The sequence below is a fragment of the Curtobacterium sp. AB7 genome (assembly GCF_044909335.1).
Lineage (GTDB): Bacteria > Actinomycetota > Actinomycetes > Actinomycetales > Microbacteriaceae > Curtobacterium.
In genome coordinates this window covers 163,617-178,570 of the sequence record NZ_JBIYED010000006.1, presented here as the reverse complement: position 1 = coordinate 178,570, position 14,954 = coordinate 163,617, and the positions used below count along the sequence as shown (strand labels likewise).

Genomic DNA, 14,954 nt, shown 5'->3' with positions numbered 1-14,954 from the left:
CGAAGGAACCACCATGCAGCACGACTTCATCGACGACCCGCTCGACATCCGAGAGGCGATCGCCGAGGTCCCCTCGGTCGTGGCCGCCATCGCCGCACGGGTCGAGGGCGTGCCGGTCGTCATGGTGGCGACGTCGTTCACCGTCGGGGTCTCGTACGACCCGCCGCTCGCGACGATCGCCGTGCAGCACTCGTCGACGACCTGGCCTGACCTGGCCGGGGTGCCGGTGCTCGGCATCTCCGTGCTCGCCGAGGGGCACGCGGCGCAGACCCGGCAGCTGGCCTCCCGCGATCGGTCGCAGCGACTGGTCGGCGTACCGCACGTCGATACCGGGTCGGGGGCCGTGCTGCTCGACGGCGCCCACTCGTGGCTGGAGTGCTCGGTCGAGGCCGTCCACCGCGCGGGCGACCACGACATCGTGGTGCTGCGGGTGCTCCGCTTCGCCCGCGACCGCGCCAACGCGGCGCTCGTCTGGCACCGGCCCGCTCGGCGGCCAGCAAGCGCCACCGCCTGACGTTCTTTCCCAGAACGCGGGCGATGGGAAGCGGAATCGGGCGTACCTGGTCAGAAGTTCTAGCCCGGTACGCCCGAAACGACCCGGTACGCGGCACGACCCCGCGCGACGCCCCTCAGGAGGCCAGCGCCGCCATCTCGCGCACCACGGCCCGGAGCCGCACCGCGAGCTCGTCGTTGTTGCGCACGGAGTCGCGGTGGGCGGCCTCGCTGAGCGCCGACATCACGAGCGTCACCGCCGTACGTGCGGTCTGGTCGTCGGTCCTGGTGCCCACGACGCTGAGCAGGGACCGACGAGACTCGGCCATCCACTGCATGACCATCGAGGACATCTCGGGCCGGAGCACCAGCAGCTCCTTCATCCGTCGGCGGTCCTGGGACAGCGGTACGGTCGCCGCGACGAGGGTGCAGAGGTCGTCGACCAGGCCGCCACGAGCCTCGGTGAACCATGCTGCGGAGGGCTCCGGGACCTCGACCGAGTCGAGTCCGAGGGCGGCGTGCGCCTTGGACGAGAAGTAGTTGAAGAAGGTGCGGGGCGAGACATCGGCATCGGCGCAGATCTGCTCGATGGTGACGCCGTCCAGCCCGTGCGCGGACACCAGTGTCAGGGCCGCGTCGTGCAGCGCCTGCCGGGTCTGCTGCTTCTTGCGTTCCCGCAGGGTGCACGGCTCCGTCGCCGCTGCAGCTGCCGGGGTGGTGATCACGTGGACTCCTGGTGGTGGGGGGTGGTGGGCCGCCCGTGCCGGAAAGGGGGCACGGCACGGACGGCCCGGTCGGTCACCGACGGTGCGTCGGTGTGGATCCGGTCGAACCCGATCCGGTCGGACCCGATCCGGTCGGACCCGAGCCGGTCGAACCCGAGCCGTTCGAACCCGAGCCGGTCGGCACGGACCCGGTCATCGGACCGGTGAACGAGCCGGCGTCGGCAGCGGCGGCGCCGGCTTCAGCCTCGAGCTGGGCCTCGGCGGACAGGTCGGCACGCTCCTGCAGTGCGGAACGCTGGCGCAGCGGCGGCACCCGGAAGAACCAGGTGAGCACGAACGCGAGCAGGATCACGCCGAGGCCGACCCAGTAGATCGTCACGGACGAGGCGTTGAAGCCCGCCATGAACGGCCGGGTCAGGCGGCTGTCGGCACCGGTCAGGAACGACGTGTCGTTCGTGCTGGTGGCGCTGTCGCTCGTGGTGTTGCCGTCGTCGATCTTCTTCGCGAGCTCCGGGGTGAGCTCGTCGACCCAGTAGGAGCGCTGCGAGGCGTTCGACCAGTCGACGGACACCGCGCCGCCCTGCACGCTGGCGTGTGCCTGGTCGGCGACCTGCTCGAGGGCGGACTGCTCGGCCGCCGGCGTCGCCGCTGCGACCTGCTGGTCGATGACGGTCTGTGCCGAGGCGGCGGGGACCGCACCGGCGGCGACCTGCTGCTGCACGGCTGCCGTGACCTGCTCGGTGACCGCGGCGTCGGCGGCCTGCGTCGCCTTCGCGGAGGCAGCGTCGAGCTGCGACTGCACGGTCTTCGTCAGCGGGGTGACGACGGGCGTCCAGATCTTGTCCATCGCGCCCTGGTTCGCCTTCGCACTGGCGACGGTGGGGTTGAGCGCGGCGTCGAGCGCCGGGCCGAGGTCCTTCTCGTTCGCGGTCGCGTGCAGGATGTTCGCCGGCATCACCGAGAACAGGATGGACAGCAGGACCGCCGTGCCGAGCGTTCCACCGATCTGCCGGAAGAACGTGGCGGACGACGTGGCGACGCCCATGTCACGGGCCTCGACGGAGCCCTGCGAGGCAAGGGTCAGCGACTGCATGACCGAGCCGAGGCCGAGGCCGATCAGGAACATGCCGATCATCAGGAACCAGAGCGGCTTGTCGATCGACATGAAGGTCAGGACGACGTAGCCGGCGGACACGAGCGCGGTGCCGATGACCGGGAAGATCCGGTATCGGCCGACACGGGCGACGATCTGACCGCTCGTGATCGAGGCGATCATGAGACCGCCGACCAGTGGGAGCGTGGCGAAGCCGGACTCGGTCGGGGTGAGCCCCACGACGATCTGCAGGTAGAGCGGGATGGTGAGCATCGCACCGAACATCGCGAAGCCGACCAGGAACCCGATGACGGTCGCCATCGAGAACGTGCCCGAGCGGAAGAGCTTGAGCGGGATGATCGCCGCGTCGCCCATCTTCGACTCGATGAGCAGCAGCCCGACCAGGCCGACGACCCCGACGACGTAGCAGGCGATGGCGGCGGGGGAGCCCCAGCCCCAGATGCGGCCCTGTTCGGCGACGAGCAGCAGCGGCACGAGGGTGACGATGACGGCGGTCGCGCCCCACCAGTCCACCTTGGGCTTCGCGTCGTCGGCACTGTGCACCTTCGGCAGGTGCAGGAAGACGATGACCATGAGGAGCGCGGCGACACCGATCGGCACGTTGATCAGCAGGACCCAGCGCCACCCCGTGATCCACAGGATCTCGGAGGAACCGGCGAGCAGGCCGCCGATGAGCGGCCCGATGACGGACGAGATGCCGAACACGGCGAGGAAGTAGCCCTGGTACTTCGCACGCTCACGCGGGGCGAGGATGTCGCCCATGATCGCGAGCGGCAGGGACATGAGGGCACCGGCACCGATGCCCTGCACGGCGCGGAAGGCCGCGAGCATGAGCATCGAGGTGGACATCGACGACAAGACGGCGCCGAGGATGAACACGACGATGCCGAAGATGTAGAGCGGGCGGCGGCCGAAGATGTCGGAGAGCTTGCCGTAGATCGGCGTCGCGATCGTCGAGGTGATGAGGTAGGCCGTGGTCACCCAGGCCTGCTGGTCGAGGCCGTGCAGGTCGTCGCCGATGGTGCGGATCGCCGTGCCGAACACCGTCTGGCCGAGGGACGACAGGAACATGCCCGCCATCAGGCCGTAGATCACCAGGAGGATCTGGCGGTGGGTCATCAAGGGCTGCGGGCCGGTCCCGCCGGAGGCTGCTGGGGCCTCGGCGGTGTGCCGACCGTGCTGCACCTGGACGGGTGCGGTGGCGGTCATCGAACTCCTTTTTCGTGCTGTGTAACTTTGCAGACCGCGCAACGATACATCTGTTGCTTCCGGCAAGCAACTAAATGTGCCCACTACGCTGGCCCCATGTCCGACGACCGGCGTGCCGCCGAGCGACTCCTGCGATCCCAGCTCGACCGGCTGTGGGTCCGGCAGACCCTGCGTTCCTCGCTCATCGAGTCCCGCGGCGGCCTCGACCCGACCGCCCGGGTGATCCTGCGAGCCGTCGCCGGTCACGGACCGGTCCGGGCAACCGCGATCGCCGACGCGACGGGCCTGTCCCGCCCGGTGATCAGCCGCCGGGTGGCGTCCCTGGTCGAGGCCGAGCACCTGGTCGGCTCGCCGGACCCCGCCGACGGCCGAGCGACCCTGGTCTCGCTCGCACCCGCAGGCAAGCAGCTGCTCGACCAGCTCGACGCCGCCGGCGCCGAGGTCTTCGACGACCTGACCGAGGAGTTCGCCTCGGACGAGCTGCGCTCGCTCGCCGAGATGCTCACGCGGCTGAACGACCGGGCCGACGCGGTCCTCGGGATCGGCACCTCACGCCCGTGACGTGACCACGACATGACCGGGAGGCGCGGGGCGGGCCCGCCCCGTTCCTCCCGTCCGGACGCCCTCCGGTCACTGCGGAGCGTGCATTCGAGATACCGTTGGTGTATGAGCACGGACACCGCCACCACCACCGAGACCACCGACGAGGGGCCCGTGGTGACCTTCGCCGATCTCGGCCTGAGCGATGCTGTGCTCAAGGCCGTCAAGGACATCGGCTACGAGACCCCTTCCGCCATCCAGGAAGCCACCATCCCCACACTGCTCGACGGCCGCGACGTCGTCGGCCTCGCGCAGACCGGAACCGGCAAGACCGCCGCCTTCGCGCTGCCGATCCTGTCCCGCATGGAGCCCGGCAGCAAGAAGCCGCAGGCGCTCGTGCTGTCCCCGACGCGCGAGCTCGCCCTGCAGGTGTGCGAGGCGTTCGAGCAGTTCGCGTCCCACATGAAGCACGTCCACGTCCTGCCGGTCTACGGCGGTCAGGCGTACGGCGTGCAGCTGTCCGCCCTGCGCCGCGGCGTCGACGTCATCGTCGGCACCCCCGGTCGCATCATGGACCACCTGGCGAAGGGCACGCTCGACCTGTCCGAGCTGAAGTACCTCGTGCTCGACGAGGCCGACGAGATGCTCAAGATGGGCTTCGCCGAGGACGTCGAGACGATCCTGGCGGACACCCCCGACGACAAGCAGGTCGCCCTGTTCTCCGCGACCATGCCCGCTCAGATCCGCCGCATCTCGCAGCAGTACCTGACGGACCCGGCCGAGATCACCGTCAAGACCAAGACGAAGACCGCCGCGAACATCACGCAGCGCTACCTGATGGTCTCGTACCCGCAGAAGGTCGACGCCCTGACCCGCATCCTCGAGGTCGAGGACTTCGAGGGCATGATCATCTTCGTCCGCACCAAGAGCGAGACCGAGACCCTGGCCGAGAAGCTCCGGGCCCGTGGATACGCCGCAGCCGCGATCAGCGGTGACGTCGCCCAGGCCCAGCGCGAGCGGACCGTCAACCAGCTGAAGTCCGGCAAGCTCGACATCCTCGTCGCCACCGACGTCGCCGCCCGTGGCCTCGACGTCGACCGCATCACCCACGTCGTGAACTACGACATCCCGGTCGACATCGAGTCCTACGTGCACCGCATCGGCCGCACCGGTCGTGCCGGCCGCTCGGGTGACTCGATCAGCTTCGTCACCCCCCGCGAGCGTCGCCTGCTCTCCGCGATCGAGCGCCACACGAAGCAGCCGCTCACCCAGATGCAGCTGCCGACGATCGACGACGTCAACGAGACGCGCCTGACCCGCTTCGACGACGCGATCACCGCGGCGCTCGAGGACCAGGGCCGCATCGCCGCCTTCCGCGACGTCATCGCGCACTACGTCGATCACCACGACGTCCCCTCGGACGACGTCGCCGCTGCCCTGGCCGTGGTGGCGCAGGGCGACTCGCCGCTGCTCCTCACCGCAGCCGACGACGCCCTCCGCACGCAGATGGAGCGCGACGCCCGCCGTGGCGAGCGCGACGACCGCGGTGCACGCGACGACCGTGGCCCGCGCAGCGACCGAGGTGGCGACCGCGACCGCGACCGTGCGCCCCGCCGTTCGCAGCCGATGACCGCCTACCGCATCGAGGTCGGCCGTCGTCACCGCGTCGAGCCCCGCCAGATCGTCGGTGCCCTCGCGAACGAGGGCGGCCTGCGCCGCGACGACTTCGGCGCGATCCGCATCCAGCCGGACTTCTCCATCGTCGAGCTGCCCGCCGACATGGACGGTGGCGTGCTCGACCGCCTGACCGACACCCGGATCAGCGGCAAGCTCATCGAGATCAAGCCCGACCGCCGTGGTGGCGGCCGCCGCGACGAGCGTCCGGAGCGCAAGCCGCGCTACTGACGCGGCCACCTACTGACGGGAGGCGCGGTGCCAGCTGGCACCGTGCCTCCCGTCCGTCTGTGAGGTGACGTTCCGCGCATGGGGTGACGTTCCGCGCGTTGGATGCAGGGGGTCCCGACCGCCCACGCGCGATTCGTCCTCCGATCGCGAGTGGGATGGGACGTTCCGCTGCGCAGCCTTGCGGTGCGGGGAACCGCACATCACGCCCGGACCCGTTCCCCTGGCTCCTGAGCGGTGCTGTGATACCGGAAGCCGTGACGCAGGGAGCCGCGGGGAAGAGGGGAACGCACGTGTACCGAGCACTCATCACCGTCGCAGCAGCGGCGGCGCTCGTCATCGGGGGAGTGGCGCCGGCGACGGCTGCCCCCTCGTCTCCGTCCTCGGCGCCGGGTGCGCCGACCTCCGTCCGGGTCTCGGGCGCTGCCGACAGCGCCACCGTCACCTGGGGTGCCCCGAAGTCCGGCGCGAAGGTCACCGGGTGGACCGTGGCGATCGCCCCCGTGCAGCAGCAGCCCGACGACGGCGTCGACCGGCTGCCGGCGAAGGCACGGTCCGACCGGTTCGGTGACCTCACCCCGAAGACGACCTACACGTTCTCGGTGCGGGCGGTCAGCGGCAAGAAGGCCGGGCGCGCGGTGGCCGTCCGCTACACGGCACCGGCCGTCGTGGAGACGACGCAGTCGCTCTTCGCCCTCGACGCGTCCGGCAACGTCGTGCGGTTCGCCGGGGACGGTTCCGGCACCGGGAAGGTCGTCGCAGCGAACGGGACCGGCTTCACCGCGGACGACGTCGGTGACGTGTTCACCCCGTCGGCCGACCACACCTCGATCCTCTTCCACCCCGCTGACGGCAGCGCGACGCGGACCCTGGCGACCGGCCTGCACCTGACGCCCGACCTGCGTTCCGACGTCGCCGGCAACCTGTACTGGATCGACTCGGTGACGGGTGCGGTGCAGAAGCTCCCCGTCGGCAGCTCCACCGCGGCCACGGCCGTCACGTTCCCGGCCGCGCAGAACTCGGCGTCCCGCTCCCAGTGGGCCGTCGGCCGTGACGGCACCGTCTCCGCCTACACGAGCACGGCCACCGGGGGCCTGGTCAACACCGCCAGCCCGACGGGCACCGTGACGAAGCGGACGGTGGCGTTCCCCGCCGGCCAGACGTACGGGTACCTGTCCGGGCTGCTCGCAGACGGGTCCGGAACCCTCTACGTGTCCTTCCAGTCGCCGGGCGGCTCGGGGTACTTCGGCTGGTACGCCCTGCCCGCCCGCGCCACGGCGTTCACCGTGATCGAGCCGCGGATCGCGTTCGAGTACGCGGCGGTCAACTCGACCGACCTCACGATCCTGCAGTCCGCGCAGTGGTGCGCCGCGATCAGCGAGGGGAGCCCCGGCGGCTGCCACGTCGACCGGACCCTGACGCACCAGTTCGTCCGCAACGCCTCCGGCGCGACCACCGAGCGCACGACGAGCGGGATCACCGCGAACGGTCGTGCACCGTACGTCGGGGCGACGGATGCCCAGGGCGACGTCTTCGTCGCGATCGACGGCGGCGCGACGCCGGGGCTCTGGCGCGTGCCGGCCTCCGGCGGGGCTGCGCAGCAGCTGTCGTCGGCGCAGTACTCGCGGCTGCTGGTGATCTGACCGGCAGACCGAGGCAGGACGGGGTGGGACGCAACGGCGCGTCCCACCCCGTCCTGTGTCGCGGGGTGGGCGGCGTGCGGCGCGCGGGACGTGCGGGCCCCAGGTTCCAAGATCTTGGATCCTCGACGCTCCCTGCGCTGATCCGTGGAACCTCGGCGGCACACCTGCGGCGTGTTGTGGAACCTCGGCGCCACCGCGCCCCGCCCGGCACCCCGCCCGGCACCCCGCCCACGGCACCCCGCCCACGGCACCCCGCCCGCCGCACCCCGCCCGCCGCGCCCCGCCCGCCTCACCCCACCCCCGCGACGGTCCGGCGGCACACCTCGTCCCACGGGGTCGGCTCGATGCCGAACACCGTGCGGCTCTCGGCGTCGTCGACCACGTACGGCGCTGTCCACTGGTAGCTCATGTCGGCGAGCTCCCGCATCATCGGCGACACGAGCCCGAGCGCACGGATCGCCACCGCGGGCATCCGGCGGACGGGCACGGGTGCCTTGCCGGCCGAGGCCAGCACCTCGGTCAGTGCCTGCCGCTGGGTACGAGGAGCGTTGCTCGGCACCATCCACGTGCGGCCGTGTGTCCGCTCGTTCGAGGCCGCCGCCATCAGGGTCCTGGCGACGTCGAGCACGTCGGTGAAGGTGTGCGGCAGGTCGGTCCTGCCGATCATCGTCACGGCCTTCCCCCGCAGCGCGGCCGGCAGCACCCGCGTGACGTGCCCGTTCGCCCCGATGCCCGGCCCGACGTAGTCCGAGGCCCGGACCTCGACCGCGCGGACCCGTCCGGCCCGGTGCGCCGCCAGCGCGTCCGCCCACATCCGCGCGCGGAGGATCCCCTTGTGGTCGGTCGCCGCGTCCGGGGTGTCCGGGTGCATCGGTCCGTCGACCGGGCCGTACGGGTACAGGTTCCCGGTGATGGCGTAGACGGCTCCGGTCCGCTCGGCAGCGGTCAGCATCGACGCCGCGAGCGGTGGCCAGGTGCGCTCCCACTGGGTGTAGTCGCCGGGGTTCGCGCAGTTGTACAGCACGGCGGCGCCGTCGGCTGCCCGGGTGAGCGCCTCGGCGTCGGAGGCGTCGAGCGCGAGGTGTCCGACCCCTGACAGGCCGGTGTCGCGGCCCGAGCGTGTGGCGACGGTGACGTGATCGCCGCGTTCGGCGAGCAGTGCGGCGACGTGGCGGCCCACCGGGCCGGCGCCGATGACGAGGTGGTGGTGCGACATGGTCCCTGCTTCCGTCGGTTCGCGAGAGCGGTGCTCTCGCAACCAGGATGCGTGCTCGGCGACGAAAGAGCAAGAGCACTGCTCTCATTTGTGTGCAGTGCTCTCGTGTGTCATGGTGGCCGGATGGCCCCGACAGCACGCGAGCTCGCCCGGCAGACGGTGCGGGCGGACATCCTGGCCGCCGCGCGCACCCGCCTCACCGACGAGGGGCCCGCAGCGCTCAGCCTCCGAGCCGTCGCCCGCGACGTCGGCATGGTGTCGTCCGCGGTGTACCGCTACTTCCCGAGCCGCGACGACCTGCTCACCGCGCTGCTCATCGTCGACTACGACGAACTCGGCGCAGCGGTCGAAGCTGCGGACGCCGCGGCCGGCCCGGAACCGGGTGCACGCTGGGTCGCCACGTGCCGCGCGATCCGATCGTGGTCCGTCGCGCACCCGGGCGACTTCGCGCTGCTGTTCGGGTCGCCCGTGCCGGGCTACGCCGCACCGCGCGAGACGATCGCGCCCGCCGCGCGGACGACGCTCGCGCTGGTGCGGGTGGTGGCCGACGCGGCCGCGCCCGGCGGGGACGTCACGTCGGCATCGGGAGTGGACGGGAGGCCCGGATCACCCGCCGCGCCCACGGCGGCTCCCGGGGCGGCCGGTCCCGCCGTCGCGGACGCAGTGACCACCCTGCGGTCGTTCGGCATCGCCCTGCCCGACGAGGTCCTGGTCCGCACCCTGATGGCCTGGTCGACGGTGTTCGGGACGATCTCGTTCGAGCTCTTCGGTCACTTCGTCGGCTCGGTGTCCGACGGCGCCGCCTACTTCGACCAGGTGATCGCGCGGCTCGCCGACGACCTCGGGTTCGCCGCAGCGTTCTGACCGGTCGTCTGGTCGGTCCGGGCCGTTGTCCACGACTCGCACTCGGGGCCTGACAGAGTGCCGGTCGCTGCGGTAGACAGGTCCTTACGCCGAGGTCGTGCCCGACGACCGGAGCGGACGGACGGCACGGTGCCCCCTGGGCAGCGGCCGGACGACACCACACCCGGGCGCGCGCTGCGGCCGGGTCCGCGCGGATCAGGAGGCACCCTTGCGACGCAGCTCGGCCGACGGCCCCGCAGACGGAGTGACCGGGTGACCGCGCTCGAGGTCAGCCGCCAGGACCGCCGCCGGCTCACCACCGGCACGGCCCGTCGTCGGCTCGTCACGGTGCGGACGGTCGCGCTCCTGGCGTCGATCGCCGGGGTGAACTACGTCGTCTGGCGCTGGGCCGCATCGGTGAACTGGCACTCCTGGTGGATCGCCGTGCCGCTCATCCTGGCCGAGACCTACAGCGTGATCGACTCGCTCCTGTTCGCGTTCGGGGCGTGGCGCCTGCGCGAGCGCGGTGAGCCCCCGACGAAGCCGTCCTCCGACGTCACTGTCGACGTCTTCATCACCACCTACAACGAGCCCGTCGAGATGGTCGTGCGCACGGCCCGTGCGGCGCAGGCGATCACCCACCCGCACACGACGTGGATCCTCGACGACGGCAACCGCCCCGAGATGCGTGCGGCCGCCGACTCGCTCGGCATCGGCGTCATCACCCGTGGCGCCGACTGGATCGACCGTCCCCGGCACGCCAAGGCCGGCAACCTCAACAACGCCCTGCTTGCGACCCAGGGCGAGTTCCTGCTCATCCTCGACGCCGACCAGGTGCCCGAGCCCGGCATCCTCGACCGCACGCTCGGCTACTTCAAGGACCCGCGGATGGCGCTCGTGCAGACGCCGCAGTGGTTCGAGAACGTTCCCGAAGCGGACCTGCTCGGCAGTCAGGCGCCGCTGTTCTACGGGCCGATCCAGCAGTCGAAGGACGGCTGGAACGCCGCCTTCTTCTGCGGGTCGAACGCGATCCTGCGGCGCGAGGCCCTGATGCAACTCGGCATCTCCCGCTACGTGGTCGAGGTCGAGGCCTCGGTGCAGCGCACGATCACGACGTCGCGGAAGCTGTTGGCCCGTGCGCGTGAGACCGAGACGGATCCGCGGGTGCTCGGTGCGCTGGACGAGGCCGAAGCCGTCGTCGACCGCGCCCGCGACCAGGTCCGGGCCGGCGAACCGCTCGGCGACGTCACCTACGCGTTCCAGCGGGGGATCGACACGATCGCCTTCCGGTTCGCCGCCGCCGACCTCGAGTCCGTGCGGAACGACCTGCAGGAACTCGCCGCGATGTCGACCGACGCGAACACCTTCGCCGGGCTCGACGACGCCGCGCTCGACGTGCTCGGGCGGCGCGACGCATCGCCGGTGGCGGCCATCGAGTCGATCGCGGTGCTCGCACGGGCACTCGACGTCAACCGCGACGACGAGGCGCAGCCGATCATGCCGCTGGCGACGATCTCGGTGACCGAGGACATGGCCACCGCCATGCGGCTGCACGGGCTCGGCTGGAAGTCGGCGTACCACGACGAGATCCTGGCGAAGGGCCTGGCGCCGGAGGACCTGCCGACCATGCTCGTGCAGCGGCTCCGCTGGGCGCAGGGCACCATGCAGGTGTTCTTCCGCGAGAACCCGCTGGTGCAGAAGGGCCTGTCCTGGGGCCAGCGTCTGATGTACTTCTCGACGATGTGGAGCTACCTGTCCGGGTTCGCCGCGATCGTCTACATCGCGGCCCCGGTGCTCTGCCTGTCGTTCGGCGTCGTGCCGGTGCAGGCCTACAGCGTCGACTTCTTCGCCCGGCTGATCCCGTTCCTCGTGCTCAACCAGCTGCTGTTCTGGGTGGTGGCCGCCGGCAGACCGACGTGGCGCGGGCAGCAGTACTCGCTCGCGCTGTTCCCGGTGTGGATCGAGGCGGTGACGAGTGCGTTCGAGAACGTGTTCCGCGGCAAGCCGCTCGGGTTCCGGGTCACGCCGAAGGTGCGCGACGAGACCGAGCAGAAGCCCCGGTGGGACCTCGTCAAGCCGCAGCTCATCGCGATGGGGGCGCTGGTCGCGGCACTGCTCCTGATCGGCATCCGGTACCTGACGGGCCAGGCGTCCGGCATCGCGCCGCTCGTCAACACCGCGTGGGTCGTCTTCGACCTGTTCATCTTCAGCATCGTGATCCGGGCCGTGCGCTACCGCGGCCCGAGCACGGGGATCCAGTCAGAGCACGAGTCGAGCACCGCCGGAGGACCACTGTGAGCGCCGAGACCACCTTCGACGTCGCCGCGACGCCCGTGTCGCTCGACGAGGTCCAGGACCGCTTCGGCGTCTGGTGGGACGGACTCGGCATCGACGACGCCCGGCTCCGCTTCGCGCTGGAGACCGCGCTGGCCGAGGTCGCCGCGAACATCGTGGAGCACACCACGCGGGCCGACCAGGAGACCGGTCGGCGCTACACCGTGCGGCTCGAGGCGACCGATCGGGCACTCACCGCGGAGCTCACCGACAACGGTCTGCCCGTGGACATCGACCTGAGCGCCGTCACGATGGCCGACGTCGAGCATGAGAGCGGACGCGGCCTGGCGCTCGCGATCGCCGCCCTCGACCGTCTGGAGCACCGGCACGAGCACGGACACAACGTCTGGACGCTGGTGTGCGACCGGTGAGGCTGCTGGCGGCCCGCGTGGTCGCCGTCCTCGTCACGATCGCGACACTCCTGCTCGGCGGAGCGCTGCCCGCGTCCGCGATGACGGTGCACGCGGCCGCGGCGACGGAGCCCGCGAGCGGCACGACCTGGTTCGGTCCGGACCTCGACTGGGGCGACGACTCCCCGGCGGGCTACGAGGGACGGCTCGGCGCGACGCCGTCGATGTACGGGGTGGAGATCGACTACCCGCTCGACCGCTCGGCCCGGCGGGAGCTCCTCCGCGCGACGCGTGCCGCGGCGACGCAGGGCGCGGTCCTCGTCGTGAGCCTCGAGCCCGGGCAGTCGCTCCGGTCACTCGACGCCGCCGACGCCCGCGCCGTGAACACCGTGTTCCAGGAGATCCACGACCAGTACGACACCCAGGTGCTCGTGCGGTTCGCGCCGCAGATGAACGGCACGTGGGTTCGTTGGGGACAGCAGCCGACGCAGTTCGTGCAGGCGTTCCGGACGCTCGCGACCGCGGTGCACGGCGGCGACTCCGAGGCGCGCATGGTGTGGTCGCCGTCGTACGGTGCGGGCTACCCGTTCGGCGAGTCCGCCGGGCGCCTGGCGGACCTCTCCGCGACCGACGTCGCGAAGCTCGACACCAACGGCGACGGTGAGCTGACCGCGGCCGACGACCCCTACGAGCCGTACTGGCCGGGCGACGCCGCGGTGGACTGGGTCGGGTTGTCGATGTACTACTTCGGCAAGGGCAAGTCGACCGAAGCCGCTGGTCGTGACGTCCCCCTCACCCGCAACGACGTGCCGGAGCGCGGCGAGGTCGAGTCCCGGTTCGACGAGACGTGGGGCTACGAGCAGCAGCAGGCGGACAGCTTCTACGACCGGTTCGCCGTCGACGGCGACCGGCCGATGCTGCTCGACACCGGTGCGTTGTACGACCACACCCGCCGGGGCGACGCAGAACTGCCGGTCAAGCAGGGCTGGTGGCGGCAGGTGATCGCCTCGGTCCAGGACCGCCCGTTGGTCCGGGGCGTGACCTTCCTCGAGACGAACCGCCGCGAGCCCGAGGCCGGAAACCGTGTCGCCGACTGGCGCGACACCGCGGTGCCGGGGATCGCCGGTTCGTTCCGCACCGACCTCGAGCGCGGCGACCACTTCGCCTTCGGGCCTGTCACGGACCGCGTCACCACGCACCAGGGCAACACCGCGACCGACCAGCAGTACGACACCGGCGGCGACCAGATGGCGTGGATCGTCTGGGTCGCGGTGGGCTTGGCGGTGGTGTTCCTGCTGAGCGGGCTGTTCGGCCGGTTGCTGCCGAGCTGGCGCTACCCCGACGACGGGAAACCCGGGCGCGACCTGCGGCTCGACCTGTTCCGCGGGTTCATCATCCTGGCGGTGGTGATCACCCACATCGAGATCGGCGGGCCGTACTCGTACCTCACGCTGCACGCGGTCGGTGCGATCACCGGCGCCGAGATGTTCGTGTTCCTGTCCGGCATGGTCCTCGGCATGACCTACCCGTTCGCCATCAAGAAGTTCGGCGAGTGGGCGGCTGCGATCGGGGCGTGGAAGCGTGCCCGCAAGCAGTACCTCGTCACGCTCGTGGTGATCGCGGTCGTCTTCGCGCTGAGCTTCGTCCCGTTCCTGAACACCGACGCGATCACGACGTTCACCGACCGGGGGACCGGTACCGGGGGCGTCGGTGCCGAGGGCCGGGTGTACGACCTGTACCCGAACGCGATGCAGCTGCTCGGCTACCCGCCGCCGTGGTACGCCATCCGACAGTTCCTGCTGCTCGAGATGGGCCCGTGGCCGTTCAACATCATGGGCCTGTTCGTGGTGCTGAGCCTGTTCATCCCGCCCCTGCTCTGGCTGATCCGCCGCGGCTTCTGGTGGGTGGTGCTCGTCGTGAGCTGGGCGCTGTACGTGTTCCAGGCGCTCAACCCGGAGTTCCGCCCGCTGAACTCGCAGTTCGAGGCGGTGTTCCCGCTGCTCACCTGGCAGGTCGTGTTCACCCACGGACTCGTGCTCGGGTACTACCGACGGCAGATCATCGGCGCGCTCACCGGGCGGCTCGGCAAGGTCCTGGTCGGCATCGGCGTCGGCGGCTACGCGGCGTTCCTGGTGTACGTCTGGGCGGCGAACCACGCCGGGTTCACGCCGGTCCCGTTCCCGGCGTCGATGTACGAGGACCTGTACAACACGGCGTACCAGCGGGTGGACCTGCAGTGGGGCCGACTGGTCGACATCGCGTTCTTCGCGATCGTTTCGTACGCGATCCTGACGGTGTTCTGGAAGCCGATCTCGACGGCGATCGGGTGGCTCTGGATCCCGATCGGGCAGGCGAGCCTCTACGTCTTCGTCTGGCAGGTGTTCTTCGCGCTGGCGATCGCATCGATCCCCGGCGTGCCGTGGGGCGACTTCTGGATCGGCTTCGTGGTGCACTCGGCGTTGATCCTGCTGGCCTGGTACATGGTGCGGAAGAAGTTCCTGTTCTCGGTCATCCCGCGCTGACGCGCGCACCGACGGACGGGAGGCCCGTGGCGGCGTCGCCACGGGCCTCCCGTCCGTGTCCGGG

The 14,954-nt window shown here is 71.0% G+C and carries 11 protein-coding genes; 8 read left to right on the top strand and 3 right to left on the bottom strand.

All coding sequences use genetic code 11. From position 1 onward, the window contains the following. The first annotated feature begins 13 nt into the window (after positions 1 to 13). The gene (locus ABH929_RS13965; protein ID WP_404561654.1) at positions 14 to 514 is read left to right on the top strand and encodes a flavin reductase family protein; all 501 of its coding nucleotides are present in this window, start codon (positions 14 to 16) and stop codon (positions 512 to 514) included. A gap of 115 nt (positions 515 to 629) precedes the next feature. On the opposite strand, the gene ABH929_RS13960 is transcribed toward ABH929_RS13965, so the two are convergent. Both ABH929_RS13960 and ABH929_RS13955 read right to left on the bottom strand, forming a co-directional pair. Continuing rightward, positions 630 to 1,217, bottom strand: coding sequence for a TetR/AcrR family transcriptional regulator (locus ABH929_RS13960; protein WP_404561653.1), 588 nt, complete (start codon positions 1,215 to 1,217; stop codon positions 630 to 632). A 73-nt stretch (positions 1,218 to 1,290) separates the two neighbouring features. Continuing rightward, positions 1,291 to 3,540 (bottom strand): MDR family MFS transporter, encoded by a 2,250-nt coding sequence (locus tag ABH929_RS13955; RefSeq protein WP_404561652.1) that lies wholly within the window; start codon positions 3,538 to 3,540, stop codon positions 1,291 to 1,293. 96 nt (positions 3,541 to 3,636) lie between these two features. On the opposite strand from ABH929_RS13955, the gene ABH929_RS13950 reads away from it, so the two are divergent. From ABH929_RS13950 to ABH929_RS13940, 3 genes are all read left to right on the top strand, one after another. Beyond that, positions 3,637 to 4,101: a MarR family winged helix-turn-helix transcriptional regulator gene (locus ABH929_RS13950; RefSeq protein WP_205464009.1), complete on the top strand. Its 465-nt coding sequence runs from the start codon at positions 3,637 to 3,639 to the stop codon at positions 4,099 to 4,101. Positions 4,102 to 4,206: 105 nt separating this feature from the next. Next, entirely contained in the window at positions 4,207 to 5,985 is a 1,779-nt protein-coding gene (locus tag ABH929_RS13945; protein ID WP_404561651.1) for a DEAD/DEAH box helicase, read from the top strand. A gap of 290 nt (positions 5,986 to 6,275) precedes the next feature. Beyond that, positions 6,276 to 7,625, top strand: coding sequence for a fibronectin type III domain-containing protein (locus ABH929_RS13940; RefSeq protein ID WP_404561650.1), 1,350 nt, complete (start codon positions 6,276 to 6,278; stop codon positions 7,623 to 7,625). Between the two features lie 289 nt (positions 7,626 to 7,914). Here the strand turns inward: ABH929_RS13940 and ABH929_RS13935 are convergent, their stop codons facing one another. Then, on the bottom strand, positions 7,915 to 8,841 hold the full coding sequence (locus ABH929_RS13935; RefSeq protein ID WP_404561649.1) for an NAD-dependent epimerase/dehydratase family protein: 927 nt from the start codon (positions 8,839 to 8,841) through the stop codon (positions 7,915 to 7,917). 123 nt (positions 8,842 to 8,964) lie between these two features. Here ABH929_RS13935 and ABH929_RS13930 point away from each other — a divergent pair, with 123 nt between their 5' ends. The 4 genes from ABH929_RS13930 (at position 8,965) to opgC (ending at position 14,890) form a co-directional block, all read left to right on the top strand. Then, on the top strand, positions 8,965 to 9,705 hold the full coding sequence (locus ABH929_RS13930) for a TetR/AcrR family transcriptional regulator (protein WP_404561648.1): 741 nt from the start codon (positions 8,965 to 8,967) through the stop codon (positions 9,703 to 9,705). A gap of 252 nt (positions 9,706 to 9,957) precedes the next feature. Continuing rightward, positions 9,958 to 11,982, top strand: coding sequence for a glycosyltransferase (locus ABH929_RS13925; protein WP_374114454.1), 2,025 nt, complete (start codon positions 9,958 to 9,960; stop codon positions 11,980 to 11,982). Beyond that, on the top strand, positions 11,979 to 12,389 hold the full coding sequence (locus tag ABH929_RS13920) for an ATP-binding protein (protein WP_404561647.1): 411 nt from the start codon (positions 11,979 to 11,981) through the stop codon (positions 12,387 to 12,389). Before ABH929_RS13925 ends, ABH929_RS13920 begins: the two co-directional genes overlap by 4 nt. Further along, positions 12,386 to 14,890 (top strand): OpgC domain-containing protein, encoded by a 2,505-nt coding sequence (opgC, locus tag ABH929_RS13915; protein ID WP_404561646.1) that lies wholly within the window; start codon positions 12,386 to 12,388, stop codon positions 14,888 to 14,890. The genes ABH929_RS13920 and opgC overlap by 4 nt, the downstream gene beginning before the upstream one ends. Positions 14,891 to 14,954: the final 64 nt, after the last annotated feature.

What these genes read in the sequence shown, in the direction of transcription:
- ABH929_RS13965 (WP_404561654.1), top strand. Translation starts at nt 14, where the DNA reads ATGCAGCACGACTTCATCGACGACCCGCTCGACATCCGAGAGGCGATC.
- ABH929_RS13955 (WP_404561652.1), bottom strand. Translation starts at nt 3,540, where the DNA reads ATGACCGCCACCGCACCCGTCCAGGTGCAGCACGGTCGGCACACCGCC.
- ABH929_RS13950 (WP_205464009.1), top strand. Translation starts at nt 3,637, where the DNA reads ATGTCCGACGACCGGCGTGCCGCCGAGCGACTCCTGCGATCCCAGCTC.
- ABH929_RS13945 (WP_404561651.1), top strand. Translation starts at nt 4,207, where the DNA reads ATGAGCACGGACACCGCCACCACCACCGAGACCACCGACGAGGGGCCC.
- ABH929_RS13935 (WP_404561649.1), bottom strand. Translation starts at nt 8,841, where the DNA reads ATGTCGCACCACCACCTCGTCATCGGCGCCGGCCCGGTGGGCCGCCAC.
- ABH929_RS13930 (WP_404561648.1), top strand. Translation starts at nt 8,965, where the DNA reads ATGGCCCCGACAGCACGCGAGCTCGCCCGGCAGACGGTGCGGGCGGAC.